The sequence below is a fragment of the Rhizobium leguminosarum genome, from assembly GCF_001679785.1.
GTDB lineage: Bacteria > Pseudomonadota > Alphaproteobacteria > Rhizobiales > Rhizobiaceae > Rhizobium > Rhizobium leguminosarum_R.
In genome coordinates, this window is sequence record NZ_CP016287.1 from 273,444 (window position 1) to 298,711 (window position 25,268).

The following is a 25,268-nucleotide window of genomic DNA, read 5'->3' on the forward strand; positions in this document are numbered from 1 at the left end:
CTCAACCTGCCTTTGCCATCTGCATGAGGGTGACGCGCTGCTGCAGGCGGCGCTGCGCCTGGTCGACGACGACGGCAATGATGATGACGAGGCCCTTGATGACCATCTGCCAGAAAGAGGAGACGCCCATCATTACCAATCCGTCGGAGAGGATGCCGATGACGAAGGCGCCGATGATCGTGCCGCCGATCGTGCCGCGGCCGCCCGACATCGAGGTGCCGCCAAGCACGGCTGCGGCGATCGCATTGAGTTCGAAGCTTTCGCCGGTCGCCGGGTGGGCTGCCATCAGCTCGGAGGAGATGACGACGCCGACGATAGCGGCGCAAAGTCCGGAGAACATATAGACGAAGATCTTCACGACATCGACCCGGATGCCGGACATGCGCGCGGCGCGCTCATTGCCGCCGACGGCGAAGATGTGACGGCCAATCGGCGTCGAACGCGCGACATAGGCCGCCAGCAGGGCAAGCACGATCAGAGTCCAGATCGATACCGGCAGACCGAGAATGCGTCCCGCGCCAAAGAAATCGAAGCCGGTCGTGGCATATTCAGGCCGGCCGACAAGGTTCGGAAAGGTCTGGCCGTCCGACGACAGCAAAGCGAGACCGCGGGCGATATAGAGCGTACCGAGCGTGGCGATGAAGGGCGCGACGTTGAGCTTGGTGATCAGCAGGCCGTTGATCAGCCCGATGAGCAGGCCGATCGACAAGGTGATCAGCACGATCTCGAAGAGGTTGAAAAAGATCGTGTAGCCGATCGGCAATTCGATACCGTAAAGGATCAGACCGCCGGCGACCATGCCGCAAAGCCCGACGATCGATCCGACCGAAAGATCAATGCCGCCGGTGATGATCACGAAGGTCATGCCCATCGCCAGGAAGGCGTTCAGCGCCACATGCTTCGACATCAGGATCATGTTCGCCGTCGAGGTGAAGTTCGGAGCGAAGATCGCGAAGAAGATGATGACCGCGAATAGCGCAATGAACGTCCTGAGCTTCATCAGCGTCAGAAGCGTCGAGCCGTTGGCGCCCTTCGGCGCAAGAGTGGTTGATGTTGCCGCCATCATGACGCGAGTTTCCCTTGATGTCCGTGTCCCTTGGCCGAAGCCGCGATAATGGCTTCTTCCGTGGCCTCGTTGCGGTCGAAGACGGCGACCAGCTGGCCGTTGCTCAAGACCGCGATGCGATCGGAAAGCGCCATGACCTCCTCGAGGTCGGAAGTCGAAAACAGAATGGCGAGCCCGTTTGCCGCCAGCCGCCGCATGGTGCGGAAGACATCGGCCTTGGCGCCGACATCGATGCCTCGGCTCGGCTCGTCCATCAGCAGCACCTTCGGATTGGTCATCAACGCCTTACCGATGACGACCTTCTGCTGATTGCCGCCCGACATCGAGGTCACCTCGAATTCCGGGTTCGGCGCCTTGATCGAGAGATCGCGGATTGCATCGCGAATGGCATTCTTTTCCGCACCCCTGTCGATATGGAAGAGCCGGGTGAAGCGGCCAAGGCTCGCCAGCGTCAGATTGGAGGCGATCGAGAGCACCTGGACCAGACCTTCCCGCTGCCGGTCTTCCGGAATGAGCGCAAGGCCGCGGCGGATGCGCCGGGTGGTGTCGCGGGCACGAACGTGCTTGCCGTCGATGAAGATCTTGCCGGTCGAGTGCGTGTGGCGACCGATCACGCATTCGAAGAATTCGCTGCGCCCGGCGCCCATCAGGCCGTAGATGCCGAGGATTTCGCCCGCCTTGACCGATAGCGAGACGTCGTTGACCGAAAGCCCACCCGTCGGCCGCGGCAGACTGATGTTTTCGGCGCGAAACATCTCGGCTCCGACGACGTGGTCAACGGATTTGGCAAAATCCTTGGCATCCGAACCGATCATGGAGCGCACGATCCAGCGCGTGTCGATGTCGCGGACCATTGCTTCACCGGTGACCTGACCGTCACGCAGCACCGTGATGTAATCGCCGATCCGCATCAGCTCTTCGAGCCGGTGGGAGATATAGACGATCGCCACACCCTGGGCTTTCAGTTCCGCGATCACCTTGAACAGAATCTCGACCTCGGCTGCCGAAAGCGCCGACGTCGGCTCGTCCATGATCAGGATCCGGGCATTCAACGACATTGCCTTGGCGATCTCGACGAGCTGCTGCTGGCCGATCGGCAAATCCTCGACCATCGTATCCGCCTCGATCCCGGCATCCAGACGCTTCAGAAACGCATTGGCCTTTTGCACCTGTGCCTTGTGATCGATACCGAGGATGCCACGGGTGATTTCGCGTCTGGCGAAGATATTCTCGGCGACCGACATGTTGGCGAAGAGATTGAGCTCCTGAAAGATCATGCCGATGCCGTGCGCCTGCGCATCTGCAGGGCTGTCGAAGGATACGGGCTTGCCGTCCAGAATGATGCGGCCGAGCGTCGGACGCTCGACACCGGCGATGATCTTCATCAGCGTCGACTTGCCAGCACCGTTTTCGCCGACAAGGACGTTCACCGCGCCGTGGCGAAGTTCGAGATTGGCGCGCTTGACGGCGACGATGCCCGAATAGACCTTCGACACGTCGTCGAGGCGCAGGATGACATCGTCCTTTTGTGCCTCTGCTGTGGTCATGGGCCGACCTTCAGTTCCGAAGGCGTGACGAGCGGCAACTCGCCGCTCTTCGGCAGCGGAAAGGCGCCGATCGCAGTCACCGTCTTGCCGGGGAGGCCCTCACGCGGGATGGCGGAGAGAAAGGTGGTATTGGCCTTCTCGTTAAAGGCTTTGCCGAACTGCGCCCACTCGATCTGGTTCTTGAATTCGTTGAAATTGACGAACTCCAGCGTGTCGCGCAGCGCCGTGCCGCGCAGCGCCGGCCCGATCTGCACCTTCGCATCGGCCTTGCCGTCGCCATCTGCGTCGACATCGAGCGTTGCCGCGCGCGAGGCTGTATCGGCCGCGACAACCTTGCCGGTGATCTTCACCGCATAGGTCCATGGCGAGCTGCTCTGCTTGCGGGGATTACCGTATTTCTCGCCTGCGGCGTCGGGGCTGGAGGTGGCCAGTTGCATGACGTCCTTGAGGTCGCCGGCGCGCTTCTCGAAATAGGGCACTGCCTCGGACTGCCAGATCGCCTCGACCTTGGCATTCGGGTCGAAGGCGGTCTTGGCCGCTGCCGCCGCCTTCTCCTCGGCCGTCGGCGTCTTGATGATCTTGCAACCGGGCAAGGCGGCCGCCACGAGGGCGGCGAGCAGGGTGCCCTTCATTCTCAACATGCTTTAAACCTCGACGTCTTGCGAAATGCATTGCGGAGGGCGCAGCGCTGCGCCCTCCGCAATTCGCTGCTGATCAGTTCTTCAGGGCGAAGGTTTCGAGCTTGCCGGCATTGTCGGCATTGATGAGAACGCAATCCATCAACTGCTTCTCTTCCTTTGGCGTCGTCTTGTTCTTGATGTAGGCGTCTGCCTGTTCCACCGCCAACTGAGCCTGCGCATAGGCGGGCTGCAGGACCGTTGCCTTGATGCCGCCCGACTTGATTGAGTCGCGCACGTCGTTGGAACCGTCGAAGCCGACGACGATCACGTCCTTGCGGCCGGCCGCCTGCAGCGCAGCGATCGCACCCATGGCCATGGTGTCATTGCCTGAAATGACGCCCTTGATGTCCGGATTTGCCTGGAGGATGGTTTCCATCTTCGAATAGGCTTCCGTCTGGCTCCAATTGGCCGACTGCTTGGCGACGGACTTCAGGTCCGGATAGTCGTCGATGACGTCGTGATAGCCTTGCGAGCGGATGCCGGCATTGGTGTCGGACTCTTTGCCCACCAGCTCGACGTAATTGCCCTTCTCGCCCATCAGCTTGACGAATTCCTGCGCTCCGAGCTGGGCGCCCTGATAGTTGTTCGAGACGATCTGGGCGACGGCAACGCCGGTCGCGTTGATTTCGCGGTCGATCAGGAAGGACGGGATGCCTGCATCCTTCGCCTTTTTGACGGCCGCGACGGAGGCGTCGGCTCCGGCATTGTCGAGGATGATCGCCTTGGCGCCGCGCCCGATTGCCGTGTCGATCATTTCGGACTGCTTGTTGGCGTCATCGTCATGCGTCATGACGAGCGTTTCGTAGCCGAGCTCCTTCGCCTTGGCTTCAGCGCCGACGGCTTCGGCCTTGAAGAAGGGATTGTCATGCGCCGGCGTGATAATGGCGATGAGATCGGCCGCAAAGGCCGGAAGAGCCGTTCCAAGCGCCAGTGCGCCGGCAAAAGCTGCAAGTGTCAGTCTGCGCGTCAGTTTCATTGTTTCCTCCCTGTTGTAAATGAAGCCCCTTCTCCCTGGGGCGGCTATACCCCGTCTCCCCGGGGCAGTTGAGGGGGAGGACTTGCCTCCCCAAGCCGGTTCAGGTGATGCGCCGGATGCTTTCGGCGATCTCCTGCGGGTCGAATACCTTTTTCCAGTCGTCGCGCATCAGCGCCGGGATGCCGAACTCAATCGCCTTGTTACAGGCATCCGAGAACACGCCGTCGACTTCCTTGAAGATGACCGCGCCGAGCACGTTCATATGGCCGAGCAGGAAGTCGCGGGCAGCCTGTTCCGGCACGCCGCGTGCCACGCATTCGTCCATGGCCTGTCGCATCACGACGAGCAGCGATGCACAGACGGTTTCCGACAAGCCCGGTTCGAGCATGGCAAGCTGATCGACCGTGACCCGGTGCGAGCGCATGACCGGGGCCCAGATCAGCTTGGCGATTTCCTCGCCGAGCGCGTAGGCGCTCTCCGGCCCCTGCATCAGTGCCGAAACGATATGCTGCTTAGCGAAGAGGCCGCCGAAGTGGTCCTTTTTCGCCTGCATGTCCGTCTCGTCATTGAAAATCGGCGGATGGCAGGGATGGGTGACGAAGTAGGTGAGATCATCGCGCTTCGGCAGGTGGCCGGCAAAGGGAGCCGCGGCGTCCAGCGCGATCACCATGGTGCCTGATGTGAGCTTGTCGGCGATGCCTGCAGCGACTTTGCCGATCGCCGTATCCGGCACGGCGAGGATCACCACGTCGGCGCCGTCGAGCCCGACATCGACGGGTACGCAATCGACACCGAGATCATTCTTCAAACGGGCCTTGCCTGCGTCGCTCACCTCGACATGGCGAACGTCGAAACGCGAGCCTTTGAGATTTTTGGCGAGCCGGTATCCCATTTTTCCGCCTGCGCCGAAGAGGGCAATCTTAGTCATGTTTCCTCACCTTTTCCGTTTCTGGATAGGATCATAAACTGGTATGATGAGTCAATCACCATATCACCTAATTCGTATGATCCACACGTTTTTCCGCGCCAAGCCGGACGGAAACCATCAGTGTTTCCTTCCCTCGCGGATCTGCATGAAATAACCGTCAGTCCCGACCTGGCCGCCTTTGAGGGCGATCTGCAGGCCGTTTGTCGGCTGATAGTCGCCATGCGCAAGGCAAAGCGGAGAGCCTGGCGTCTGAGGCAGTGGAAGGAGCGTCGTCAGCGCGTCGATCTTCAACTGCCTGAGTGCGTGACTGGATGTGTCGCCGCCGGCGACGACCGCACGTGATAGTGCTTCGTTCTCGATCAGGCGGCGCAAGATCGTGCCGAGCGCGCTCCCGAGCCGGTGACGAGCGCCCGGAAGCCTGTCGATATCGGCGCCGCGGTCGGCAGACGGGCCAAGCGCGGTGTACAGAATAACGCTTTTCCCTTGCCTGAGCTGCTGGATGCCAGCCTCCACGGCCGCATCCATCGCCCCTTCGCCGTGCTCCGAGACCAGTGCGAGCGGATCGAGGGCGATGCTCTCGAAGCCGTTCTCGACGGCCGTCCGGATCTGGCGCTCGGTTGTTGGCGACACGCTGCCCGACACGACGGCGAGGCGGTTGACCGGGCCGACATCAGGAAACTCGGCGCCGCTGTTGCCGATGAAGCCGCTCCGCCGCCAAGCACTGAGCATGGCATACTCGACGCCGGAGGAGCCGGCGACAAAACTTCCGGAGCGGCCGGTGACACGAAGTATTTGTCGGCCCGCGGCCTCCTGCGTCGTCTCGGAGTCGACATCGATGAGCAGGATCCCTTCTGAAGTCGACGCGAGTTCATCGACACGCGCATCGGCATCCGTCGCGGTGATGGCGACGAGATCGGCGACCAGGACGGGAAGGCGGGTCTGCTTCGACAGGTGGACCGAAAGGTCCGCCTCCTCCATCGGAGTGACGGGATGGCGGCTCATGACCGGATGGCGGTCGATGCGGAAGATCCGGCCCTGGTAAGCGGCAAAGAGATTGCCGAATGCCGTGTAGCGTTTCAATTGCGGCGCGCCGACGACGACGGGCACGACGGATTGCCCGAAAACCGATCGGCCGATTTCGATCGCCTTGCCGATATTGCCGATGTCGGGGCTGGAATCGAAGGTCGAGCAGACCTTGTAGTGGCAGATGCCGGCGCCGAGCGAATTCAGCCACTCGAAAGCGCGCGAAAGGTGCTCTTGCATCCAGGCGGGGGTCTCGCTGCGGCTTGTCCCGGCGATGCCGATTGCGCGGCAATCCCCAAAGCGCCCAAGCAGTTCCGGCGTCGGAATGTCGAGGAAAAGCACGGTCGACACGCCGTTCGAGGCTAAGGCCTCCATGACATCGGTGGAGCCGGTGAAGTCGTCCCCGTAATAGCTGACGAGAGGTTGATCCATCGCTGTCACGCGCCCTTGCCGTCGCTGAATTTCGCTATCGAAGCGGCAAGCTCTGGATGATCTTTCGCATAGGTCTCCAACGGGATGTCTGCGACCGCTGCCTGCCAGGCCTGCTGCACGGCCCGAACACCTGCCGCCGGGCCGCCGGGGTGGCTGACGATGCCGCCGCCGCAGAGATAGAGAAGATCGATGGTGCGGCCGGTCCGTTGATAGGTCTCGGGCGCCTGTCCTCCCCACTGGCCCGAACCGGCAACAGGAAGCGGGCAATCGGAGGCATCAAACAACGGCGTGCTGACGGCCTTGAAGGACGAGACGAAACTGTCGTCCGGCTCCCAATATTTGACCCTGATGCCGTTGATCTGAAACTGGTCGACGCCCAGCAGCCGCCAGAACTGCTGGTAGACCTTGAAATCCATGCCGGCGCCCGGATCGCGCGTCAGCACGTCCCAACCATTTCGATGCGCGTGCAGCACTAGGTTGGAGCGCTTGCGCAGAAAGCTCATGCCGCCGAAGCCGATCGAGTTGATGTTGACGACGGCGCAATTGCCGCCGGCCTTGGCGACGATGTCGTGGTTGCGCATCATCTCGTCGGGGTCTGCATGCGAGATGCCGAAGGCATACATGACCTTCTTGCCGGTCTTTTGCTCGTGATCGAGAATGCGCGGCATGATCGCCGCAACGCGGTCCTTGAGCGGCGAATAGGCCGGGCTCATCAGTTTTTCGTCATCCTTGATGAAGTCGACGCCGGATGAGATCAGTTCGCCGACGAGTTCCGCCGTTTCGTGCGGTCTGAGACCAAGCGCCGGCTTGACGATCGTTCCAATGATGGGGCGACCTTCGACGCCGGTGAGGCGGCGGCTTCCAGGGATGCCGAACTGCGGTCCGGGATGCGCATTTTTGAAGGCTTCGGGCAGCGTCATGTCGACGATGCGGATGCCGGTCATGCCCTTGATGGAGTAGACGCCGCCGATCACAATGGTCATCAATGCCGAAAGGTCTGTCCCGATCGCGTCCAGCGGAAAGGCGATGTCGACATCGGCGCGATGAAGCAGCGTGCCGGGGGCGATCTCGGGCCAAGTCGGGTGACGGGCGCCTTCGAGCGGACGGATCGCCAGCACACGGGCGGCGACACGCGATTTCAGCTCTTCGGTCTCGCCGGGGACGGGCACGAAGGTTCCGGTCGACTGGTCGCTCGCGATCTTTTCCGCCATCGCCTCGACGTTGCCGGGCGTTTCGATACGGTAGGTCAGGGTAATCATCATGAAACTGGTGGTTGCTCCTCTCGCCAGGCAGATTGCCATGGCGTCAACTCATGATCTGGTATAATGAGTATTCCAAATTATGAAAAGTAGAATCTTCGGATCCGCAAATTTTCGCCGACAGCTTTGTTCTCGACCCGGAAACTGTTAGGAGGAAACATTTTGAGCCAGCGAGATGTGATGACCCAGCCCCTCGAACAAATCGTCCGCCGGAAACTCTCTGACGAAGTATTTGATCGACTTGAGCGAATTATCACCTCGGGCGAGCTTCAGCCCGGCGACGAAATGCCCTCCGAGCGCGTGCTGATGGAACGCTTTGGCGTCGGCCGGCCGGCGATCAGGGAGGCCATGCAGTCCCTTGCCAACAAAGGTCTGGTCAGCATTTCGCATGGCGAGCGGGCGAAGGTACTCAGGCTGACGGCAAAATCGATATTCCGCCAGGTCGATCTCACCGCCAAGATCATGCTGTCGCAATCGTCGGACTCGCTGGAATATCTGAAGAGCGCCCGCATCTTCTTCGAGCGGGGCATGGCGCGCGAGGCCGCGCAGCGCGCCTCTGTAAGCGATATCGCCGATCTCAGGAACATCATCGAGCGCCAGCGAATGTCGCTTGGGCGGGCCGAAGAGTTCATCGACGCGGACATGGAGTTTCACACCCGTATCGCGCAGATATCAGGCAACCCGATCTACATCGCCGTCAGCGAAGCGATGCTTGCCTGGCTGAAGGAATATCATACCGAGATGCTGATCTGGACCGGCAAGGAAAAATTCACGCTCGCCGAACATGACGAGATCGTGGATCGCCTAGAAGCAAACGACGTGGATGGCTCGGAAACGGCACTCCTCAAGCATCTGGAGCGGTCGCGCGCGCTTTACGCGAAGTAGTCGCCATTCCCCTTGCGCGTCATAGCGGTCCCTTTTGCTGTTTCAGACCTCAACCTTGACTGCGCGATGGCTGTGGGCGCGGCAGTGCATTTTGTCGGCTGCAGCCGGAACAATGATCTAAGAATGAGGTTCTCAGTGGGTCAACAAGGATCCCAAGGAGGACATCACAATGCGTATGAAACTCGTAGCAGCGTCACTTTTGGCTATCGGCATGGCCACATCCGCCTTCGCCCAATCGAATCCGGCCCCGGCTGGTGCGACCATTGATAAGAACCAAGCCGACCAGGGTGGCGGCGCAGCCAGCGACACGAAGACCAAAAAGCCGATGGCAACGGATACCACCACGACGGGTTCCACGACCAGCGGCACAATGAAGATGGATAAGACCAAGTGCCCCAATCCGGTTAATAACTCTGCCAATCTTCAGACGCAGGGCGGTACGAGCAACGCCACCCCTATGGATGAAGCTTGCGCCGCGCATAATAATTGATCGGCCGCTTCACCCAAAACCCCGCTCCGTGAACTGACCCCGAGGTTGGATGTCCAACTTTACGGGGTCAGTTCATCCGGCGGGGTTTTTGCGTGGGTACTAGAGCAAGCACGGCCGCCGACACGTCATGGGTTTTAAGCCGCCTCCTCCTGGCATTTGCGGACGACTATGCGCGCTGCGTAAGTTTTCCTTTCGGTTGCTTCTTCGGCGAGTGTTGCCTGTAGCTGCGGGAAGGGATCGTGCTGCTTTGCTCACGCGATCAACGGCCGTAGCGGGCGATCCACAGTGCCCGCCCGCGCTGGAAGAAATCAGGCCGATCTTAGAAGGCGACCGAATGCCATTATTTCGGGAACCGGCTGCTTTCCACCCAAACGGTGGCCATTGTATTGGTCCGCTATCGTACGGCAACGATTGGGACGTCCAGAACTTTCCTTTTCATCCAAGAGGAAAGAAAAATGACGTCTTTAACTACAGTACACTCTGCTTCTAACACCAAAGAAACTTCCGCAATCGAACTAGAGATCGTTGAACTGACTCCGGCATTACGTGCCTTTGCCAGAAGGTTCCTGCGCAACGACGACGATATCGATGATCTCGTGCAAGAAACACTGATGAAGGCCCTGAACTCGCTCCATCTCTACCACCCTGGCACCTCGCTCAAATCCTGGCTGTTCACCATTCTTCGAAACACGTTTTGCACCAATTATCGCAAGCAAAGACGGGAGCCGGCTGGAATGGGCGTGGCGATGGAACAGGTGTCGATCGCGCCAACCCAGGAGTGGGCGCTGCGGGAGCGGGAGTTGCAACAGGCGCTAACGCTTCTTCCCGACGACAGGCGCCGCGCCCTAACACTGGTGGCTACCGGAACGAGTTACGTGGACGCCGCGAGGATGTGCGGGTGCCGGATCGGTACATTGAAAAGCCGCGTGAGTCGCGCCCGCGAGTCCTTGCTGTTGATGCTGGGAAACCAGCTCCTGGACTGACCACACTTGCAGCGAGGCGATTCGACCGGCGAGCCAGCGTCACCGAGGCTTTGCACATGCTTGGAAGTGGCACTTCCGTATTCCACGCGTCCCCCAGAGCCTTCACGGCTGATTCCTATCAACTTCGTTGTATGCGAGGCGACTGGCTGGGCTCAGTCGCCCGCGCACAGGCCGGCCAGCCAACAATCGGGGCCCCCCGGGCTCATGCGTGTATCAGGCGCAATTCCGACGCGTTCGGCGGATTTGCCACTCCTTGTAAGGCTTTAACAGCTGTCCCGGGAAACGTCTCTCTATGGCGCTTTCGGTAAGAACGATTTTTGCGAAGTCTTCGTCATGAGGCGAAGGCTTAACCCAGGTTTCACTGCGGATTTCCAGGTCAGCCATCGTTGCGAAGAGTTCTTCATCCGTCATCGCCTCGAGAGCGGAGGCAAACGCCCGTTCCGCGACAGCTACAAAATATGTCACAGTGCACCTCCTGCCGAGCACCGCGTCTGTACACTCTATGCACAGCACGCCGACGGCGGTTTGATTCTTGGTTACTTTCCAGGGGAATCCTTTTAGGTCGTCGCAGCCGCCGGAAGCCTGTTCTGCGGCCCTTCTCTGTCGGACGTGCGCAGAGGAGCCGTTGGCGGACTGGCGAAACGCCCGACGGCGCGATCGCGACGACGAAAGCACCTGCGATGGCAGCGGCCGACCGCTGTCTATCCTGCCTGATCATTCCAAAGCCAAGAGCAATTCCCAGGAAGGCTGCTCCGCCCGCTAGTGCAAGCCAGAGGTAATTCAACGGCTCTACTCCAGATATCCGGCCACCGAACCCTGAACGGCGACGAAGGTTCCAGTGATCTCACAAACGCCTGGGTAGAGAGGGTGGACGCCTTCATAGAAACTTGAGTCTTGCGTTTGTCCGGCGGATTGACACACAACTCCTGCGATGATACTCATCTCTCAATTGGTCAGGCCAGTTGACCAGCTGCGCGGCTTGAGGAGAAGTCGCCGGGGAGGCCCACGATGTTTTCGCCCGTTGAATCACGCCGTCTTTATAGACAGGTTGCGGATCAGATTCGCTTCATGATCGCTAGCGGCGAGCTTGCCGTCGGCCAGCGGCTGCCGGCTGAGCGCGACCTTGCGGAGCAACTATCAGTCTCACGTCCGACTGTCCGCGAGGCGCTGATCGTCCTGGAGGTCGAAGGCCTCGTCAACATCCGCATGGGATCCGGCATCTATGTGGTGCGCCAGCATGCTGCGACCGTCACTGGGGCCGAGCGCGAGCCGGTGGAGGGGCCCTTCGAGCTGCTGCAGGCGCGCACCCTCATCGAATGTGCCATTGCCGAAGAAGCTGCGGGCCGTGCCAAGCCGGACGATATCGCTCTGCTCGATGAAGCTCTGACGCGCATGGGTGGTGTGGTCAACGATGCAATCGCAGTGCTCGATGCAGATCGCGCCTTCCACACCGGCATTGCCGCCATCGTTGGGAATGCGACATTGATCCGCGTAACGGGCGAGATGTTCGACATGCGCATGACCCCTTATTTCGCAAGGCTCGCCAGCCACTTCGAGGGGCCAACGACTTGGCGCAGCGCCCTGGACGAGCATCGCGCCATTCGCGACGCGATCGCCGCCGGCGATGCGGCCGGCGCTAAGGCTGCCATGCGCGCCCATCTCACCATGTCGCAGAAGAGGTTTTCCGAGAGCTTCGGGGAGGAGTTCTCGGGAGAAGAGGAGCGCGGACGCAACGAGCGGCCGTCGAAAAGAACGACTAAGACTTAACCCAAGCTCGGGAGGAGAGAGCAATGAAAAGCAGACTGGCAACGATACTTTGCACCGCAGCCGCGATCATGGCGAGTAGCGCGATCGCGCAGGCCCAGACAGTGCTGAAATGGGCGCATGTCTATGAAACGTCTGAGCCGTTCCACACGGATTCCGTATGGGCCGCCGAAGAGATCAATAAGCGCACCGATGGGCGCTACAAGATCGAGGTCTATCCGGCGTCGCAGCTCGGCAAGGAAGCCGATATCAACCAGGGCCTCAAGCTCGGGACGGTCGACATCATCATCTCGGGATCGAGCTTCGCGGCACGCGACTACAAGCCGATCGGCGTGACTTACTTCCCTTATATCTTCCGCGGTCCCGATCACCTGATCGCCTATACCAAGAGCGATGTCTTCAAGCGCCTTGCCAAAGGCTATGAAGACAAGACCGGCAACCACATCGCCGCCGTCAGCTATTACGGTACGCGCCATACGACATCAAACAAGCCGGTCGCCAAATGCGCCGATATGCAGGGCTTGAAGATCCGCGTGCCTGACGTTCCCGCCTATCTCGCCATGCCGCGCGCCTGCGGTGCCAACACGACGCCGATCGCCTTTGCCGAAGTCTATCTCGCTTTGCAGAACGGCACGGTCGAGGCACAGGAAAACCCGCTGACGACAATCGAGGCGAAGAAGTTCTACGAAGTCCAGAAGAACATCATCCTCACCGGCCACATCGTCGATCACCTCAACACCGTGATCTCGAAGACGCGGTGGGCGAGCCTTTCCGACGAGGACAAGAAGATCTTCGGCGAAGTCATGCAGGAAGCCGCCGAGCGCACGAGCAAGACGATCGCCGGCAAGGAAAACGGCCTCATTGCGACCTTCAAGGAAAAGGGTCTTAACGTCGCCGAGGTCGACAAGGCCGATTTCGAAAAGACCGTGATGGAAAAGGTCAATTTCGAGGATTTCGGCTACGAGAAGGCCGATTGGGAAGCAATCCGCGCGATCCAGTAAACTACGCGGCGCGGCGCCTTACAGCGCCGCGCGTCTTTCAGACGCGCAAGGACGCTGTAACACTTTGGCTGCTGCAGGCGCCGCGCTCCTTCATTCCGAACTGGAACAGGGCCGATCATGTCGCAAGAAATTCATACGCAAATCACGGCCGAAGAAATCGGTCACGAGTTCGAAGGGCACGCACCCACTGCCAACGTCTCGGACTACGCTATCGAAGACTGGATCACGCTGATCGTCTTCTGGTTGATGGCCGGTTGCGTCTTTCTGCAGTTCTTCACGCGCTATGTACTGAACGACAGCTACGCATGGACCGAGGAGATCGCGATCAATTGTCTGATCGGCGTCGTCTTTCTCGGTTCCGTCATGTGCGTGCGCACCTCGCGGCATATCCAGGTGGATGTGTTCTATCACTATATGCCGGCAGGCCTTGCGCGCGTGCTCGCAACCTTCGTCGATGTCGTCCGCATCGGCTTCTTCGCCTATGGCTGCCACCTGATGTGGCGCTATGTCGACATCGTGGCGGATGAGCAGATGGTCACCATCGACCTGCCGCGCAACATCGTCTTCTACACCGTTCTCGTCGCTTTCGTGCTGATGCTGATCCGCGCGGTTATCGTCTTCATCGCCAACATGCGCCGCGGCTACTCCGTTCTGGAGCGCCCCGAAGAATTCCAGACCATCGAGGGTTGATCCGATGCTACTGCTTCTTGGCTCGTTTCTGGTGCTAATGCTGATCGGGGTGCCCGTCGCCATCTCGATGGCCGTCGCATCCGTGCTTTACATCGTCCTTAACGGCGTCGCTCCCGACATCATCGTCGCCCAGCGGATGATTGCCGGGGTCGAAAGCTTCCCGCTGCTCGCGGTGCCCTTCTTCATCCTCGCGGGCAACCTGATGAACTCGGCCGGCGTCACCGGCCGCATCTATTCCTTTGCCGTTGCTCTCGTCGGCTGGATGAAGGGCGGTCTGGCGCAGGTCAACATCATCGGTTCCGTCATCTTCTCCGGCATGTCCGGCACGGCGCTCGCCGATGCGGCCGGTATCGGTACGATCGAGATTAAGGCGATGAAGGATCACGGCTATCCGGTCGAGGCCGCGGTCGGCGTGACGGCGGCGTCTGCCACGCTCGGTCCGATCTTCCCACCGTCGCTGCCTTTCGTGATCTATGGCATGATGGCGAACGTCTCGATCGGCGCTCTTTTCATGGCGGGCATCCTGCCCGGCATTGTCATGACGCTCCTGATGATGATCACCGTCGCCGCCTTCGCCTATAAGAAGCGCTGGGGCTCGGACGCGCCGTTCGATGTGAGGCAGCTGCTGTCGGCGGGGATGGAAATCGTCGTCGTCCTGGCAGTGCCGCTGGCCATCTATCTGATGATGCAGGCGGGCGTATCGATGAATGTTGCGGCGGGCATTGCCCTTGCCCTGCTTCTCGCCCTCGACTGGTATTTCCGCTTTTCCGCCGTCATGGCGCTGATGACACCCGTCATCCTGATCGGCGGCATGACGATGGGCTGGTTCACGCCGACGGAGGCCGCCGTCGCAGCCGTCCTCTGGTCTCTGTTCCTCGGTCTGGTCCGTTACCGGACGATGACGCCGTCGACGCTCGCCAAGGCAAGTTTCGATACGATCGAGACGACGGCATCCGTTCTCTTCATCGTCACCGCGGCATCGGTCTTTGCCTGGCTGCTGACGGTGAGCCAGGCGGCCCAGCTGCTGTCCGATGCAATCCTGTCGATCACCGACAATAAATGGGTTTTCCTGATCCTCGTGAACCTGCTGATGCTCTTCGTCGGCTGCTTCCTGGACACGATCGCGGCCATCACCATCCTCGTGCCGATCCTTCTGCCGATCGTCCTGAAATTCGGGATCGATCCGGTCCAGTTCGGTCTCATCATGACGCTGAACCTGATGATCGGCCTGCTGCACCCGCCGCTCGGCATGGTGCTTTTCGTGTTGTCGAGGGTCGCGAAACTCTCCGTCGAACGCACGACCATGGCGATCCTGCCCTGGCTGGTGCCGCTCTTCCTGGCGCTGATCCTGATCACCTTCGTGCCTGCAGTATCGCTGTGGCTGCCGCAGCAACTCGGGCTGCTGAGATAGGAGCGCAAGATGCGGACACGCGTGGCACGGCTTTACCAAAAGGGCGATCTCAGGATCGAGACCGCCGCGGTTGCGGCCCCTGGTCCCGGCGAGGTGCTTCTCAAAATGGCGGCCGCAGGCATTTGCGGCTCCGACCTGCATTATTATCAGGACGGCGGCTTCGGGCCGGTCCGGGTTCGCGAGCCGATCATACCCGGCCACGAGGCCTCGGGGACCGTGAGCCAAGCGGGCGAGGGGGTCGACCTAAAGGCCGGGACGCTGGTGGCGGTCAATCCCAGCCAACCCTGCGGGCATTGCGAATATTGTCAGAAAAACATGCCGATCCATTGCCTGGAAATGCGCTTCATGGGCAGTGCGATGCGCCTGCCGCATGAGCAGGGCATGTTCCGGGAATGGCTGGTGGTGCCGGCCAAGCAGTGTTTTGCGGTCGGAGTTGCGACAACTGCCGCGGAAGCTGCTTGCAGCGAGCCGCTCTCCGTCTGTCTGCACGCGGCATCGCGCGCTGGAGATATCACAGGCAAACGGGTGCTGGTCACCGGTGCCGGCCCGATCGGGGCCTTGATGGTTGCCGTCGCCTCCTATCATGGGGCAAGCGAGATCGTGGTGACCGATCTCGCGGATGCGGCGCTGGACCGGGCCAAAGCGATGGGCGCCAGCCGCACGATCAATGTTTCCAAGAATGCCCAGGCACTTGCGGAATACGAGGCGGGAAAGGGCTATTTCGATCTCGTCTTCGAATGCTCGGCCGCCGCCCCGGCCATCCGCGGCGCGATTGCCGCCATCAGGCCGCGCGGGACGATCGTGCAGGTCGGCGTCACGGGAGACGTGCCGATCCCCCTCAACGCCATCGTCGGCAAGGAGCTTCAACTCCACGGAACCCAGCGCTTCCACGAGGAGTTCGGTACTGCCGTCGAGCTGATCTCCAGCCACAAGATCGATGTGCGGCCGATCATCAGCCACAGCCTGCCGCTCGAAGAAGCCACTTCAGCCTTCACTCTCGCTGGTGACCGCGCGACGGCTTGCAAGGTACAACTGACTTTTTAGGCGCGGGGCCAGTCCGTCGACGGAGCGGAGTAAAAGACAGGCTCATACGATCGTCCGCGCCCATCAACAGGCGGCGAGCGCCACATGCTCAACTCATTGGCTGAGTGGCTGCGATCGCACGGCCAAGATCTTCGAAGATAGAACCTAGCTCGGGTTCGAACTACTTGCCCGGTTCTCGGACCGCCCGGCTGGTCGTGTCCACCTTCTGCCGGCAAGCGGCCGTGTGCCGTCGGAGACCGCGTCAATCGACTTGCAGCGGAAGCTGTCGCAACGGGACGGGCGACGATTGGGCGATCGACGTCGTTGTTTGCCCATGCACGAGGAAGCGATCGAGCAACCCGTCGAGGTCATCAAGGCTGGGCAGATGGGCCTTGAGGATGAAGCAATCGTCGCCGGTAATCCGATGACACTCGACAACGTTCGGAATTTCGCGGGCAAGCTCGGCGACCTGCTGCACTTTTCCCGGCATCGGCTTGACGCGAACGAACACGGTGATTTCGTAACCGAGCGCACGCGGATCGAGCTGCGTCTGGTATCCACGGATGATGCCGGCCTCTTCAAGGCGTTGCACACGCTCGCGGACGGCGGGCGCGGACATGCCGACCCGTCGCGAGAGCTCCGACGTGGACAAACGCGGCTGTTCGACCAGCGCCTGGAGAATCTCCAGATTCACCGGATCGCGCAGGAGTTTCGATGATCTGGGCAGAAACATTCGCGCATGAACCTTCATTTTGAAGGAATTGTCAACAAGAAACCTTCGTCTTGACCTTCACGGCATCGCCACAAAGGCCGATAAGGTTGTAATGCAGCCGATCCGCCTCCTGCCTCACAAACCGAACAATCATGCCGGCGTTGTCGACGTCGCCGCACGGCTGCCGCCGCATCTCTTCTTCATCGTCAGCGCCGTCTTTCACTATCTGGGCCCAGCCTTCGCCGTCCTGCTCTTCGCTTCTGTGCCGCCGCTCGGGGTTGCCTGGCTGCGGATATTGACCGCGGCGGCGGTTTTCGGCGCGTGGCGGCGACCCTGGAAGGCGTTCGCTCAACTGGACGCATCCAGGCGCTGGAATGTCGTCGCCCTGGGAATCGTGCTGGGCGCCATGAATGCCAGTTTCTATCTGGCCATTTCACGACTGCCGCTCGCGACGGTTGGCGCGATCGAATTTCTGGGGCCGATCGGGCTTGCCGCCATCGCGGTGCGCGGCCCACGCAACATCGCCGCCCTGTTGCTCGCGATGGGCGGCGTGTTCCTCCTGACGGAGGTTCGGTTCTCGGGGGCGCCGCTCGGCTTTCTGTTCGCCTTCGTCAATTGCGGCCTGTTCGTGCTCTATATCGTGCTCGGCCATCGTCTGGCGGAAGAAGGCGGCGGCGAAGGGATCGACCGGCTTGGCGCGGCCATGCTGGTCGCGGCGGTCGTGGCCGGCCCGATAGGCTTTGCCGACGCCGTCCCGGCTTTTGGAAATCCGACCCTGCTGCTGGCCGCGATCGGCGTGGGCATATCGTCGTCGGTCATTCCCTATGTCACCGACCAACTCGCGATGGCGCGGCTGTCGCGTGGGACATTCGCGCTGATGTTGTCGCTGCTGCCCGCCACCGCCACGGCGATCGGCTTTGTCGTGCTGCGCCAGACCCCCGCGATCCCCGAACTCATCGGCATCGCCTTGGTCATCGCCGGCGTGGCGATTCATAAACCGAAGAAGGAAACACCATGAAATATGCCAATCTGGGCCGCTCAGGCCTCAAGATTTCCCGGATCGGGTTGGGCTGCATGAGTTTCGGCGTCGAGCCCAGGGCTTGGCGGCTCGACGAAGCGGCGAGCCGACCCGTCATCCAGCACGCGCTCGAGAGGGGCATAACCTTCTTCGACACCGCCGATATGTACGGTGCGGGCGAGAGCGAGATCGTACTGGGCCGCGCGCTTGCCGATTTCGCTCGGCGCGACGCGGTGGTGATTGCGACCAAGCTTTTCTATCCGGTGCGGCCCGATCCGAATGGGCGCGGCCTGTCGCGCAAGGCGGTGTTCACTGCGATCGACGCCAGCCTGACGCGGCTCGGAACCGACTATGTCGATCTCTACCAGATCCACCGTTGGGACGAGGAAACCCCGATCGAGGAAACGATGGACGCCCTGAACGACATCGTGCGGGCGGGCAAAGTGCGCTACCTCGGGGCCTCCTCGATGTTCGCCTGGCAGTTGCTCAAGGCCCAGAGCGTCGCGGCGGCCAACGGCTTCAGCCGTTTCACCTCCGTGCAGCCGCACTACAATCTTCTCAACCGCGAGGAGGAACGTGAGATGCTGCCGATGTGCCGGTCCGAAGGCATTGGCGTCATTCCGTGGAGCCCGTTGGCGCGCGGGCGGCTTGCGCGGCCCTGGGAGGCGGGATCAACCTCGGACCGCGTGCGCCATGATCGCACCGCGGAGCTGCTCTATGCCCAGACCGAAGCGGCAGACCGGCGCGTCGTCGAAGCGGTCGGCAAGATCGCTCAAAAGCGCGATGTTTCGCGATCGCAGGTTTCGCTCGCATGGTTGCTGTCGCGGCCGGGTGTGACGGCGCCGATCGTCGGTGCGGGCAAGCTAGCCCATCTCGATGACGCGCTGGGCGCGCTCGAGCTGCAGCTCGACCACGCGGAGATGTCGGCGCTCGAAGCCCCCTATGTTCCGCACGCCGCCAGCTTCTATCAGGAGGTTCCCGGTTCCGATCAGGATCGGTGACACAGCCGTAGCGATCAGAGCGTCCGCGCGACGTGGTTTACTGCCTCGTCGATAGGGCAAAAGCTCGCGCTCACCTAGCACGCAGTTATCCGCGTGGTGATCGCCGTTCAGCGCCTGCCCCTCGTGCGCGTCGCCAGAACATTGCGGATCGAGAAGCTGGAATGAATCCTGAGGACACCGGGCAAGGTCGACAGGATCTCCTTGTGGATCCGCTCGAACTCGCCCGCATTGGCGACCTCCACGCGCAGCAGGTAGTCCGAACCACCCGTCATCAGAAAACATTCCCGGATCTCTGGATGCCGGCGGACCGCCGCCTCGAGGCGGTCGAGATAATCCTCCGTCTGCCGCTCCAGGGTGATGTTGATGATCACGGCGATCATCTCATCCGCATTGCCGGTGTCGACCAGCACCGTATAGCCACGGATCACGCCTGATTTTTCCATGATCTTGATGCGCCTGAGACAGGCCGAGGGAGAGAGACCAATCTCGGCGGCGAGCTTGGCATTGCTCATGCGGGCATCGAGGCGCAGCAGTCTCAGGATATTGCGATCGATCGCGTCGAGAGCGGGCATGAGAGATCGTTCCAAATTTTCGTTGATTATGCAGATAATAGGCAAATCATGCAATAATCGACTACCAAATGATAGGCAATTTCGCTCGTTATTTCATAAACTCCCAGAGATCGAAAAGGAGTGGACATGGATAGCGATATTTTGGTTTCCCGCACACGCACTGCCACGACCGCGCAGGGAGCCACGGGCTATCTGACGATCGATCTTGCTGCCCTTGGACGTAACTATCACAAGCTCGTATCGATGCTGGCGCCGGTCCGCGCGGGCGCCGTCGTCAAGGCTGACGCCTATGGTCTCGGCGCCGAACGGGTGGCGAGAACGCTTCACAGTGAAGGTTGCAGGCATTTCTTCGTCGCCCAGTTTGTCGAGGCCGTGAGGCTCAGACCGGCCCTTGCGCACGACGCCCAGATTTTCGTGCTGAACGGCTTGCAGCCGGGCAACGAGATCGCCTGCGCCGAGATGGGCATTGTCCCGGTTCTCAATTCACTGGCGCAGTGGCGGCAATGGTCGGCGGCTGCGCGCATTCTGAAGCGCTGCCTGCCAGCCGTCCTGCAGTTCGACACCGGCATGTCGCGGCTCGGTTTTCCCGAGGAGGAAAGAGCGGAATTGGCGGCAGCCCTTAGCGACAGCACCAATGTCGAAATCCTGTTCATCATGAGCCATCTGGCTTCGGCCGATGATATGGACAGCGAGCAGAACGGCGAGCAGTTTGCCGAGATGTCCCGCATCGCCGACGAGTTTCCGGGCTTTGATATGTCCTTCGCCAATTCCGGCGGCGTTTTCCTGGGCGACGCCTATCACGGCGTGCTCGCCCGCCCGGGCATCGCGCTTTATGGCGGCGCTCCGAACGCCGGCGAGAAGAACCCGATGGAACCGGTCGTCAGTCTCAATGTCGCCGTCGTGCAGACGCGCACCGTGCCGGCGGGTGCGAAGATCGGCTATGGCGGCGCGCATGTGACGCAACGGGAAACGCGTCTCGCCACCATTGCCGCCGGCTATGCCGATGGCCTGCCGCGTTGCCTCAGCGACCGCGGCGCCGTCTATTTCAAGGGCATCCGCCTGCCGATTGTCGGCCGCGTGTCGATGGACAGTGCGACCGTCGACATATCAGCAATGCGCGAAGGCGCGCTGACCTTGGGTAGTCTCGTCGAAGTGCTTGGTCGCCATCAGACGCTCGAAGACATCGCCCGCGACGCCGGCACCATTTCTTACGAAATCCTAACCTGCCTGGGCGATCGTTACGACAGGCAATATCGCTGAGAGCCGGCGGCTCCATCATTGGGAACATCATGAAGGTCATCGTTCTAGGAGCCGGCATCGTCGGCGTCACATCCGCTTATCAACTGGCCAAGGCCGGCCACGAGGTCACGGTCGTCGACCGGCAGCCGGGTCCGGCGCTGGAGACGAGCTTTGCCAATGCCGGCGAGGTCTCCTTCGGCTATTGCTCGCCTTGGGCGGCGCCCGGCATCCCCATGAAGGCCATGAAGTGGCTGTTCATGAAACATGCGCCGCTCATCCTGCGCCCGAAACTCGACATGGCCATGCTCTCCTGGATGGCGAGGATGCTGTCGAACTGCACCTCCGAGCGCTACGCGATCAACAAGAGCCGCATGCTGCGCCTTGCCGATTACAGCCGCATCGCGCTGGCCGATCTTCGCGCCGAGACCGGCATCGCCTATGATGAACGCATGCAGGGAACCCTGCAGCTGTTCCGCACGCAGCAGCAGCTCGATGCCTCGGCAAAGGATGTCAAGGCGCTGGCTGCCGACGGCATTCCCTATGAGGTGCTGGGCCGGGATGGCTGCATCCGCTTCGAACCAGCACTGAGGCATGTGCGCGACAAGATTGTCGGCGGTCTGCTGACGCCGAAGGACGAAACCGGCGACTGCTTCAAGTTCACCAATGTGCTGGCGGCCAAAGCCGAGGCGCTCGGCGTCCGTTTCGCTTACGGGACGACGATCAAGGCGCTGGATGTCGAGGCCGGCCGGGTGCGTGGGGTCATCACCGATCGTGAGCGGATGAGCGCGGAGGCGGTGGTGGTCGCGCTCGGCAGCTATTCGCCGCTGCTGCTCAAGCCGCTCGGCATCAGGCTGCCGGTCTATCCCGTCAAGGGCTATTCGCTCACCATCCCGATCACCGATGCGTCACGCGCGCCGGAATCGACCGTCATGGACGAGACCTACAAGATCGCGATCACCCGGCTCGGCGATCGCATTCGTGTCGGCGGCATGGCTGAAATATCAGGCTACACCAATGATCTCGGCCTGGCCCGCCGCAGCACGCTGGAATACTCGGTCACCGATCTTTTCCCCGGCGGCGATATTTCCAGGGCCTCCTTCTGGTCCGGCCTGCGCCCGATGACGCCCGATGGCACGCCGGTCATCGGCCCGACAAAGGTCGCCGGTCTCTTCCTCAATACCGGCCACGGCACGCTCGGCTGGACCATGAGCACCGGTTCGGCGCGGCTCATCGGCGATCTCGTCGGCGGCCGCCAGCCGGAAATCGATGTGACGGATCTCGCCATCAGCCGCTACGGCTGAAACCGCCCCGGGACAACACAAAAAAAGAGGGATGAACATGATTGCGCAAATCCATTATCACTTATACACATCGTCTTTCGAGGTCGAGAATGTCCGTTAATTCTCATATACATAACGATGGCAGCCTCGCCCGACAGCTGGCGGTGCAGACATGTTGTTTCGGGAAACGGCGCACAGCGGAACAGACGCGGACGAGCTCTCGGAAATATTGTCGACGCCAAACTCCCCGATCAAGGTTGCGGCGGAAGGCCATATGCCGATTGCATACGACTGCAATTTCGTCACCGTGGGAGAACAGGTAACCGTAGCCGACTGTACCTACGAAGGCACAATCCTGATCAGGCGGGAGGCGCCCAGCGACAGGATGATCGTTTTTCTGCCCATGGAAGGGAACGCGTCTTTCGAAGGCATGCGGGAGCAAATCTATTCGGTTCCCGCTCGCGGCACGATCCTTGAGGCAGGTCGTGCCGCGGGTGCTCGCCTGTTTGGGCCCCGCCGTCATTTCGGCCTGTTCGTCGATCAGGCGAAGATCACCAGCCACCTGACGCATATGTTCGAGAGAACGATCAGCGGCGACGTCGATTTTCATCCTCATATTGATCTGACGACCGGTCCGGGGCTCGTATTGCAGCAACTTGTCTCGAGCCTCCATCGCGGCCTCAGCGGGAACGGACCGCTGCAGCGCTCGCCGCTGGCCGCCGGTTCGCTCTGCGACGCGGCGATCTATCTGCTTCTGGAGACCTGCCCCAATCGCTATTCGAACGAGCTTGCGCTGCCCGCTCCGGCACCGGCCCCACGCCATGTGAAATGGGCCATCGACTTCATGCAGGAACACATCGCCGAGCCGATTTCGCTCAGCGATATCGCGATGGCAACCAAGGTAAGCGTTCGGACTTTGCAGCAGGGTTTCCGGCAGTTCAGGGATACGACCCCGATGGCCTACCTGCATGAGCTTCGGATGGTTGCCGCCCATCGCGATTTGCTCGAATCTGACGCGAGGCAGGGCATCGCCGACGTCGCGCTCAGATGGGGATTTACGCATCTGGGGCGGTTTGCTGCCGAATACAGGAAGCGCTTCGGTCAGCTGCCGTCACAGACCTTGAAGCGTTGAGCTTCGTCTCGGTGTGCCGGATGGTTCCGTCGACGATGGACCAGGTGTCCGATCGCCGGCGGGAACGGCAAGCCGTGCGGGTCTATGCTGCGCGCTTCAAGGCGTCGCTGAGGATCGAAACGATCGTGTCGATCTGGGTTTTCTCGATGATGAGCGGCGGAGAAAGCGCGATGATGTCACCGGTCACCCGGATCAGCAGGCCCTTTTCGAAGCAATCGACGAAGATGTCGTAGGCGCGGGTTCCCGGCGCCCCGGTACGAGGAGCCAGTTCGACTGCGCCGACGAGTCCGAGATTGCGGATGTCGACGACATGAGGCAGGCCATTCAGCGAATGGAGGGCCTCCTGCCAGTACTCGGCCAAGTCGGATGCGCGCGTCAGCAGGCCTTCCTCCTCGTAGATCTCCAGCGTAGCGAGCCCGGCTGCGCAGGCGACCGGATGGCCGGAATAGGTATAGCCGTGGAAGAGTTCGATCGCGTTTTCCGGTCCGACCATCAGGCCGTCATAGACCTTCCTGCTGGCAAAGACCGCGCCCATCGGGATCGTGCCGTTGGTGATGCCCTTTGCCGTGGTGATGAGGTCGGGCACGACGCCGAAATAGTCGGTCGCGAAAGGGGTGCCGAGACGCCCGAAGCCGGTGATGACCTCGTCGAAGATCAGCAGGATTCCGTGCTTGTCGGCCGTCGCACGCAGCTTTTCCAGATAGCCCTTCGCAGGCAGGACTACGCCCGCCGATCCCGACATCGGCTCGACGATAACAGCTGCGATGGTTTCAGCGCCGTGCAACTGCACCAGGCGCTCGAGATCGTCCGCCAGTTCGGCGCCGTGCAGCGGAAGGCCCTTTGAAAACGCATTACGCTCGACGTCGAGCGTGTGGCGCATGTGGTCGGCCGGTATTTGCGGGAAGACCCGCCGGTTGTTGACGAGACCGCCGACGGAAATGCCGCCGAACCCGACGCCATGATATCCCTTCTCGCGCCCGATGATCCGCGTGCGGGTACCTTGGCCGATCGCCCGCTGGTAGGCGATGGCGATCTTCAGCGCCGTATCGACCGATTCCGAGCCAGAGCCGGTGAAGAAGATCCTGTCGAGCTTGGCTTCTGGACCGCCCGGCGCGTTCGCAGCCAATTTCGCGGCGAAGTCGAAGGCGATCGGATGCCCCATCTGAAAGGTCGGCGCATAGTCCAGTGTCGCAAGCTGTCGCTCGACGGCTTGGGCGATCTTCTTGCGGCCGTGGCCGGCATTGCAGCACCAGAGACCGGCCGTGCCGTCAAGCACCTGATGTCCATCGACGTCGGTGTAGTACATGCCCTCTGCTGCCACGAGAAGGCGCGGCGTGGCCTTGAATTGCCGGTTCGCGGTGAACGGCATCCAGAAATTTTCGAGTACGGGCGCGTTCGTTTTGCTGAGCTGGTCCATCCTGGCCTCCTTTGGGGATGGCGCCGAGAATGGCAATTTCTCCATTTCAAACAAGTCCTTTTCTTTGTCGGTGCAAGTTGTTGAAATTCAACAAATTCAGCGTTATGATTTTGGATATTCTGGACAACACAAACAAACCCCATCATGTCAGTCGACATCGGCAGCCGCCTTCGCCATCTCCGCATTACCCATAAGCTTTCCCAGCGCGAGCTCGCCAAGCGCACCGGAGTGCCCAATTCGACGATCTCGCTCATCGAATCGAACGCCTCCAATCCGTCGGTCGGGGCCTTGAAGCGAATCTTGGACGGCATCCCCATCGGTCTGGCGGAGTTCTTTGCCTTCGAGCCCGAGCGTCCAAGGAAGGCCTTCTATGCGGCCGAGGAACTGGTGGAGATCGGCAAGGGCGCCATTTCCTACAGGCAGGTTGGGGAAAACCTTTTCGGCCGCAGCCTGCAGATCCTCAAGGAATGCTACCAGCCGGGCGCCGACACCGGAAAGGTTCCCCTTGTTCACGAGGGGGAGGAGGGCGGGATCGTTCTGTCGGGAAGGCTCGAGGTGACGGTCGATGACGAGCGGCGGATCCTTGGGCCGGGTGACGCCTATTATTTTGAAAGCAGACGCCCGCACCGCTTCCGCTGCGTCGGGCCGGTACCCTGCGAGGTCATCAGCGCCTGCACGCCGCCGACTTTCTAAAGTATTCGTCGCGTCGAATTGGATTCATGCGCCGCACATGTTTGGG

The 25,268-nt window shown here is 61.1% G+C and carries 24 protein-coding genes and 1 pseudogene; 14 read left to right on the forward strand and 11 right to left on the reverse strand.

The window, feature by feature from the left end; translation table 11 throughout:
• Position 1: 1 nt before the first annotated feature.
• The 7 genes from BA011_RS25700 to oiaX all read right to left on the reverse strand — a co-directional run bounded on the left by BA011_RS25700 (position 2) and on the right by oiaX (position 7,953).
• Entirely contained in the window at positions 2-1,066 is a 1,065-nt protein-coding gene (locus tag BA011_RS25700) for an ABC transporter permease (RefSeq protein WP_065282857.1), read from the reverse strand.
• Positions 1,063-2,613: a sugar ABC transporter ATP-binding protein gene (locus BA011_RS25705; RefSeq protein ID WP_065282858.1), complete on the reverse strand. Its 1,551-nt coding sequence runs from the start codon at positions 2,611-2,613 to the stop codon at positions 1,063-1,065. Before BA011_RS25705 ends, BA011_RS25700 begins: the two co-directional genes overlap by 4 nt.
• On the reverse strand, positions 2,610-3,254 hold the full coding sequence (locus BA011_RS25710; protein WP_065282859.1) for a DUF2291 family protein: 645 nt from the start codon (positions 3,252-3,254) through the stop codon (positions 2,610-2,612). Before BA011_RS25710 ends, BA011_RS25705 begins: the two co-directional genes overlap by 4 nt.
• A 73-nt stretch (positions 3,255-3,327) precedes the next feature.
• Complete coding sequence (locus BA011_RS25715) at positions 3,328-4,269, reverse strand: D-ribose ABC transporter substrate-binding protein (RefSeq protein WP_065282860.1); 942 nt, start codon at positions 4,267-4,269, stop codon at positions 3,328-3,330.
• Positions 4,270-4,369: 100 nt separating this feature from the next.
• On the reverse strand, positions 4,370-5,197 hold the full coding sequence (locus tag BA011_RS25720) for a phosphogluconate dehydrogenase C-terminal domain-containing protein (protein ID WP_065282861.1): 828 nt from the start codon (positions 5,195-5,197) through the stop codon (positions 4,370-4,372).
• 117 nt (positions 5,198-5,314) lie between these two features.
• On the reverse strand, positions 5,315-6,652 hold the full coding sequence (locus BA011_RS25725) for a four-carbon acid sugar kinase family protein (RefSeq protein ID WP_065282862.1): 1,338 nt from the start codon (positions 6,650-6,652) through the stop codon (positions 5,315-5,317).
• Positions 6,653-6,657: 5 nt separating this feature from the next.
• Entirely contained in the window at positions 6,658-7,953 is a 1,296-nt protein-coding gene (oiaX, locus tag BA011_RS25730) for a 3-oxo-isoapionate-4-phosphate decarboxylase OiaX (RefSeq protein ID WP_186806590.1), read from the reverse strand.
• 138 nt (positions 7,954-8,091) lie between these two features.
• Between oiaX and BA011_RS25735 the strand changes: the two genes are divergently transcribed.
• The 3 genes from BA011_RS25735 to BA011_RS25745 all read left to right on the forward strand — a co-directional run bounded on the left by BA011_RS25735 (position 8,092) and on the right by BA011_RS25745 (position 10,269).
• Positions 8,092-8,796 carry a transcriptional regulator NanR gene (locus BA011_RS25735; RefSeq protein WP_065282864.1) on the forward strand — a complete coding sequence of 235 codons (705 nt, stop codon included), beginning with the start codon at positions 8,092-8,094 and terminating at the stop codon, positions 8,794-8,796.
• Positions 8,797-8,965: 169 nt separating this feature from the next.
• The gene (locus BA011_RS25740; protein ID WP_065282865.1) at positions 8,966-9,286 is read left to right on the forward strand and encodes a hypothetical protein; all 321 of its coding nucleotides are present in this window, start codon (positions 8,966-8,968) and stop codon (positions 9,284-9,286) included.
• 455 nt (positions 9,287-9,741) lie between these two features.
• Positions 9,742-10,269: a sigma-70 family RNA polymerase sigma factor gene (locus tag BA011_RS25745; protein ID WP_062940958.1), complete on the forward strand. Its 528-nt coding sequence runs from the start codon at positions 9,742-9,744 to the stop codon at positions 10,267-10,269.
• 213 nt (positions 10,270-10,482) lie between these two features.
• On the opposite strand, the gene BA011_RS25750 is transcribed toward BA011_RS25745, so the two are convergent.
• Complete coding sequence (locus BA011_RS25750; protein ID WP_237352731.1) at positions 10,483-10,734, reverse strand: hypothetical protein; 252 nt, start codon at positions 10,732-10,734, stop codon at positions 10,483-10,485.
• Positions 10,735-11,277: 543 nt separating this feature from the next.
• Here BA011_RS25750 and BA011_RS25755 point away from each other — a divergent pair.
• The 5 genes from BA011_RS25755 to BA011_RS25775 all read left to right on the forward strand — a co-directional run bounded on the left by BA011_RS25755 (position 11,278) and on the right by BA011_RS25775 (position 16,179).
• Positions 11,278-12,036: a FadR/GntR family transcriptional regulator gene (locus tag BA011_RS25755; protein ID WP_065282866.1), complete on the forward strand. Its 759-nt coding sequence runs from the start codon at positions 11,278-11,280 to the stop codon at positions 12,034-12,036.
• A gap of 23 nt (positions 12,037-12,059) precedes the next feature.
• Positions 12,060-13,034, forward strand: coding sequence for a sialic acid TRAP transporter substrate-binding protein SiaP (locus BA011_RS25760; protein WP_065282867.1), 975 nt, complete (start codon positions 12,060-12,062; stop codon positions 13,032-13,034).
• Positions 13,035-13,151: 117 nt separating this feature from the next.
• Entirely contained in the window at positions 13,152-13,724 is a 573-nt protein-coding gene (locus tag BA011_RS25765; RefSeq protein WP_065282868.1) for a TRAP transporter small permease, read from the forward strand.
• Between the two features lie 4 nt (positions 13,725-13,728).
• Positions 13,729-15,135 carry a TRAP transporter large permease gene (locus BA011_RS25770; RefSeq protein WP_065282869.1) on the forward strand — a complete coding sequence of 469 codons (1,407 nt, stop codon included), beginning with the start codon at positions 13,729-13,731 and terminating at the stop codon, positions 15,133-15,135.
• Positions 15,136-15,144: 9 nt separating this feature from the next.
• A complete protein-coding gene (locus BA011_RS25775) occupies positions 15,145-16,179 on the forward strand; it encodes an L-idonate 5-dehydrogenase (protein ID WP_065282870.1) in 1,035 nt (344 codons plus the stop codon).
• A 241-nt stretch (positions 16,180-16,420) separates the two neighbouring features.
• Here the strand turns inward: BA011_RS25775 and BA011_RS25780 are convergent, their stop codons facing one another.
• Positions 16,421-16,891: an Lrp/AsnC family transcriptional regulator gene (locus tag BA011_RS25780; RefSeq protein WP_196764607.1), complete on the reverse strand. Its 471-nt coding sequence runs from the start codon at positions 16,889-16,891 to the stop codon at positions 16,421-16,423.
• Between the two features lie 91 nt (positions 16,892-16,982).
• On the opposite strand from BA011_RS25780, the gene BA011_RS25785 reads away from it, so the two are divergent.
• Positions 16,983-17,888, forward strand: coding sequence for an EamA family transporter (locus BA011_RS25785; RefSeq protein ID WP_065283518.1), 906 nt, complete (start codon positions 16,983-16,985; stop codon positions 17,886-17,888).
• A complete protein-coding gene (locus BA011_RS25790; RefSeq protein WP_065282871.1) occupies positions 17,885-18,889 on the forward strand; it encodes an aldo/keto reductase in 1,005 nt (334 codons plus the stop codon). Before BA011_RS25785 ends, BA011_RS25790 begins: the two co-directional genes overlap by 4 nt.
• Positions 18,890-18,996: 107 nt before the next feature.
• Here BA011_RS25790 and BA011_RS25795 read toward each other — a convergent pair whose 3' ends face one another.
• On the reverse strand, positions 18,997-19,461 hold the full coding sequence (locus BA011_RS25795; RefSeq protein WP_003550368.1) for an Lrp/AsnC family transcriptional regulator: 465 nt from the start codon (positions 19,459-19,461) through the stop codon (positions 18,997-18,999).
• 126 nt (positions 19,462-19,587) lie between these two features.
• Here BA011_RS25795 and alr point away from each other — a divergent pair, with 126 nt between their 5' ends.
• The 3 genes and pseudogenes from alr (at position 19,588) to BA011_RS25810 (ending at position 23,112) form a co-directional block, all read left to right on the forward strand.
• A complete protein-coding gene (gene alr / locus BA011_RS25800) occupies positions 19,588-20,721 on the forward strand; it encodes an alanine racemase (protein WP_065282872.1) in 1,134 nt (377 codons plus the stop codon).
• A 29-nt stretch (positions 20,722-20,750) separates the two neighbouring features.
• Positions 20,751-22,001: a D-amino acid dehydrogenase gene (locus tag BA011_RS25805; RefSeq protein ID WP_065282873.1), complete on the forward strand. Its 1,251-nt coding sequence runs from the start codon at positions 20,751-20,753 to the stop codon at positions 21,999-22,001.
• Positions 22,002-22,090: 89 nt separating this feature from the next.
• Positions 22,091-23,112 (forward strand): annotated as a pseudogene (locus BA011_RS25810) (AraC family transcriptional regulator).
• A gap of 82 nt (positions 23,113-23,194) precedes the next feature.
• Here the strand turns inward: BA011_RS25810 and BA011_RS25815 are convergent.
• Entirely contained in the window at positions 23,195-24,529 is a 1,335-nt protein-coding gene (locus BA011_RS25815) for an aspartate aminotransferase family protein (protein ID WP_065282874.1), read from the reverse strand.
• Positions 24,530-24,673: 144 nt separating this feature from the next.
• On the opposite strand from BA011_RS25815, the gene BA011_RS25820 reads away from it, so the two are divergent.
• Positions 24,674-25,222 (forward strand): cupin domain-containing protein, encoded by a 549-nt coding sequence (locus tag BA011_RS25820; RefSeq protein ID WP_065282875.1) that lies wholly within the window; start codon positions 24,674-24,676, stop codon positions 25,220-25,222.
• Positions 25,223-25,268: the final 46 nt, after the last annotated feature.

Excerpts from the sequence above, each read along its gene's own strand:
- BA011_RS25715 (WP_065282860.1), bottom strand. The coding sequence starts at position 4,269 with ATGAAACTGACGCGCAGACTGACACTTGCAGCTTTTGCCGGCGCACTG.
- BA011_RS25725 (WP_065282862.1), bottom strand. The coding sequence starts at position 6,652 with ATGGATCAACCTCTCGTCAGCTATTACGGGGACGACTTCACCGGCTCC.
- BA011_RS25755 (WP_065282866.1), top strand. The coding sequence starts at position 11,278 with ATGTTTTCGCCCGTTGAATCACGCCGTCTTTATAGACAGGTTGCGGAT.
- BA011_RS25770 (WP_065282869.1), top strand. The coding sequence starts at position 13,729 with ATGCTACTGCTTCTTGGCTCGTTTCTGGTGCTAATGCTGATCGGGGTG.
- BA011_RS25790 (WP_065282871.1), top strand. The coding sequence starts at position 17,885 with ATGAAATATGCCAATCTGGGCCGCTCAGGCCTCAAGATTTCCCGGATC.
- BA011_RS25820 (WP_065282875.1), top strand. The coding sequence starts at position 24,674 with ATGTCAGTCGACATCGGCAGCCGCCTTCGCCATCTCCGCATTACCCAT.
- BA011_RS25710 (WP_065282859.1), bottom strand. The coding sequence starts at position 3,254 with ATGTTGAGAATGAAGGGCACCCTGCTCGCCGCCCTCGTGGCGGCCGCC.
- BA011_RS25705 (WP_065282858.1), bottom strand. The coding sequence starts at position 2,613 with ATGACCACAGCAGAGGCACAAAAGGACGATGTCATCCTGCGCCTCGAC.
- BA011_RS25815 (WP_065282874.1), bottom strand. The coding sequence starts at position 24,529 with ATGGACCAGCTCAGCAAAACGAACGCGCCCGTACTCGAAAATTTCTGG.
- BA011_RS25765 (WP_065282868.1), top strand. The coding sequence starts at position 13,152 with ATGTCGCAAGAAATTCATACGCAAATCACGGCCGAAGAAATCGGTCAC.
- BA011_RS25785 (WP_065283518.1), top strand. The coding sequence starts at position 16,983 with ATGCAGCCGATCCGCCTCCTGCCTCACAAACCGAACAATCATGCCGGC.
- oiaX (WP_186806590.1), bottom strand. The coding sequence starts at position 7,953 with ATGGCAATCTGCCTGGCGAGAGGAGCAACCACCAGTTTCATGATGATT.
- alr (WP_065282872.1), top strand. The coding sequence starts at position 19,588 with ATGGATAGCGATATTTTGGTTTCCCGCACACGCACTGCCACGACCGCG.
- BA011_RS25720 (WP_065282861.1), bottom strand. The coding sequence starts at position 5,197 with ATGACTAAGATTGCCCTCTTCGGCGCAGGCGGAAAAATGGGATACCGG.
- BA011_RS25760 (WP_065282867.1), top strand. The coding sequence starts at position 12,060 with ATGAAAAGCAGACTGGCAACGATACTTTGCACCGCAGCCGCGATCATG.
- BA011_RS25795 (WP_003550368.1), bottom strand. The coding sequence starts at position 19,461 with ATGCCCGCTCTCGACGCGATCGATCGCAATATCCTGAGACTGCTGCGC.
- BA011_RS25735 (WP_065282864.1), top strand. The coding sequence starts at position 8,092 with ATGACCCAGCCCCTCGAACAAATCGTCCGCCGGAAACTCTCTGACGAA.
- BA011_RS25780 (WP_196764607.1), bottom strand. The coding sequence starts at position 16,891 with ATGTTTCTGCCCAGATCATCGAAACTCCTGCGCGATCCGGTGAATCTG.
- BA011_RS25745 (WP_062940958.1), top strand. The coding sequence starts at position 9,742 with ATGACGTCTTTAACTACAGTACACTCTGCTTCTAACACCAAAGAAACT.
- BA011_RS25775 (WP_065282870.1), top strand. The coding sequence starts at position 15,145 with ATGCGGACACGCGTGGCACGGCTTTACCAAAAGGGCGATCTCAGGATC.
- BA011_RS25805 (WP_065282873.1), top strand. The coding sequence starts at position 20,751 with ATGAAGGTCATCGTTCTAGGAGCCGGCATCGTCGGCGTCACATCCGCT.
- BA011_RS25700 (WP_065282857.1), bottom strand. The coding sequence starts at position 1,066 with ATGATGGCGGCAACATCAACCACTCTTGCGCCGAAGGGCGCCAACGGC.
- BA011_RS25740 (WP_065282865.1), top strand. The coding sequence starts at position 8,966 with ATGCGTATGAAACTCGTAGCAGCGTCACTTTTGGCTATCGGCATGGCC.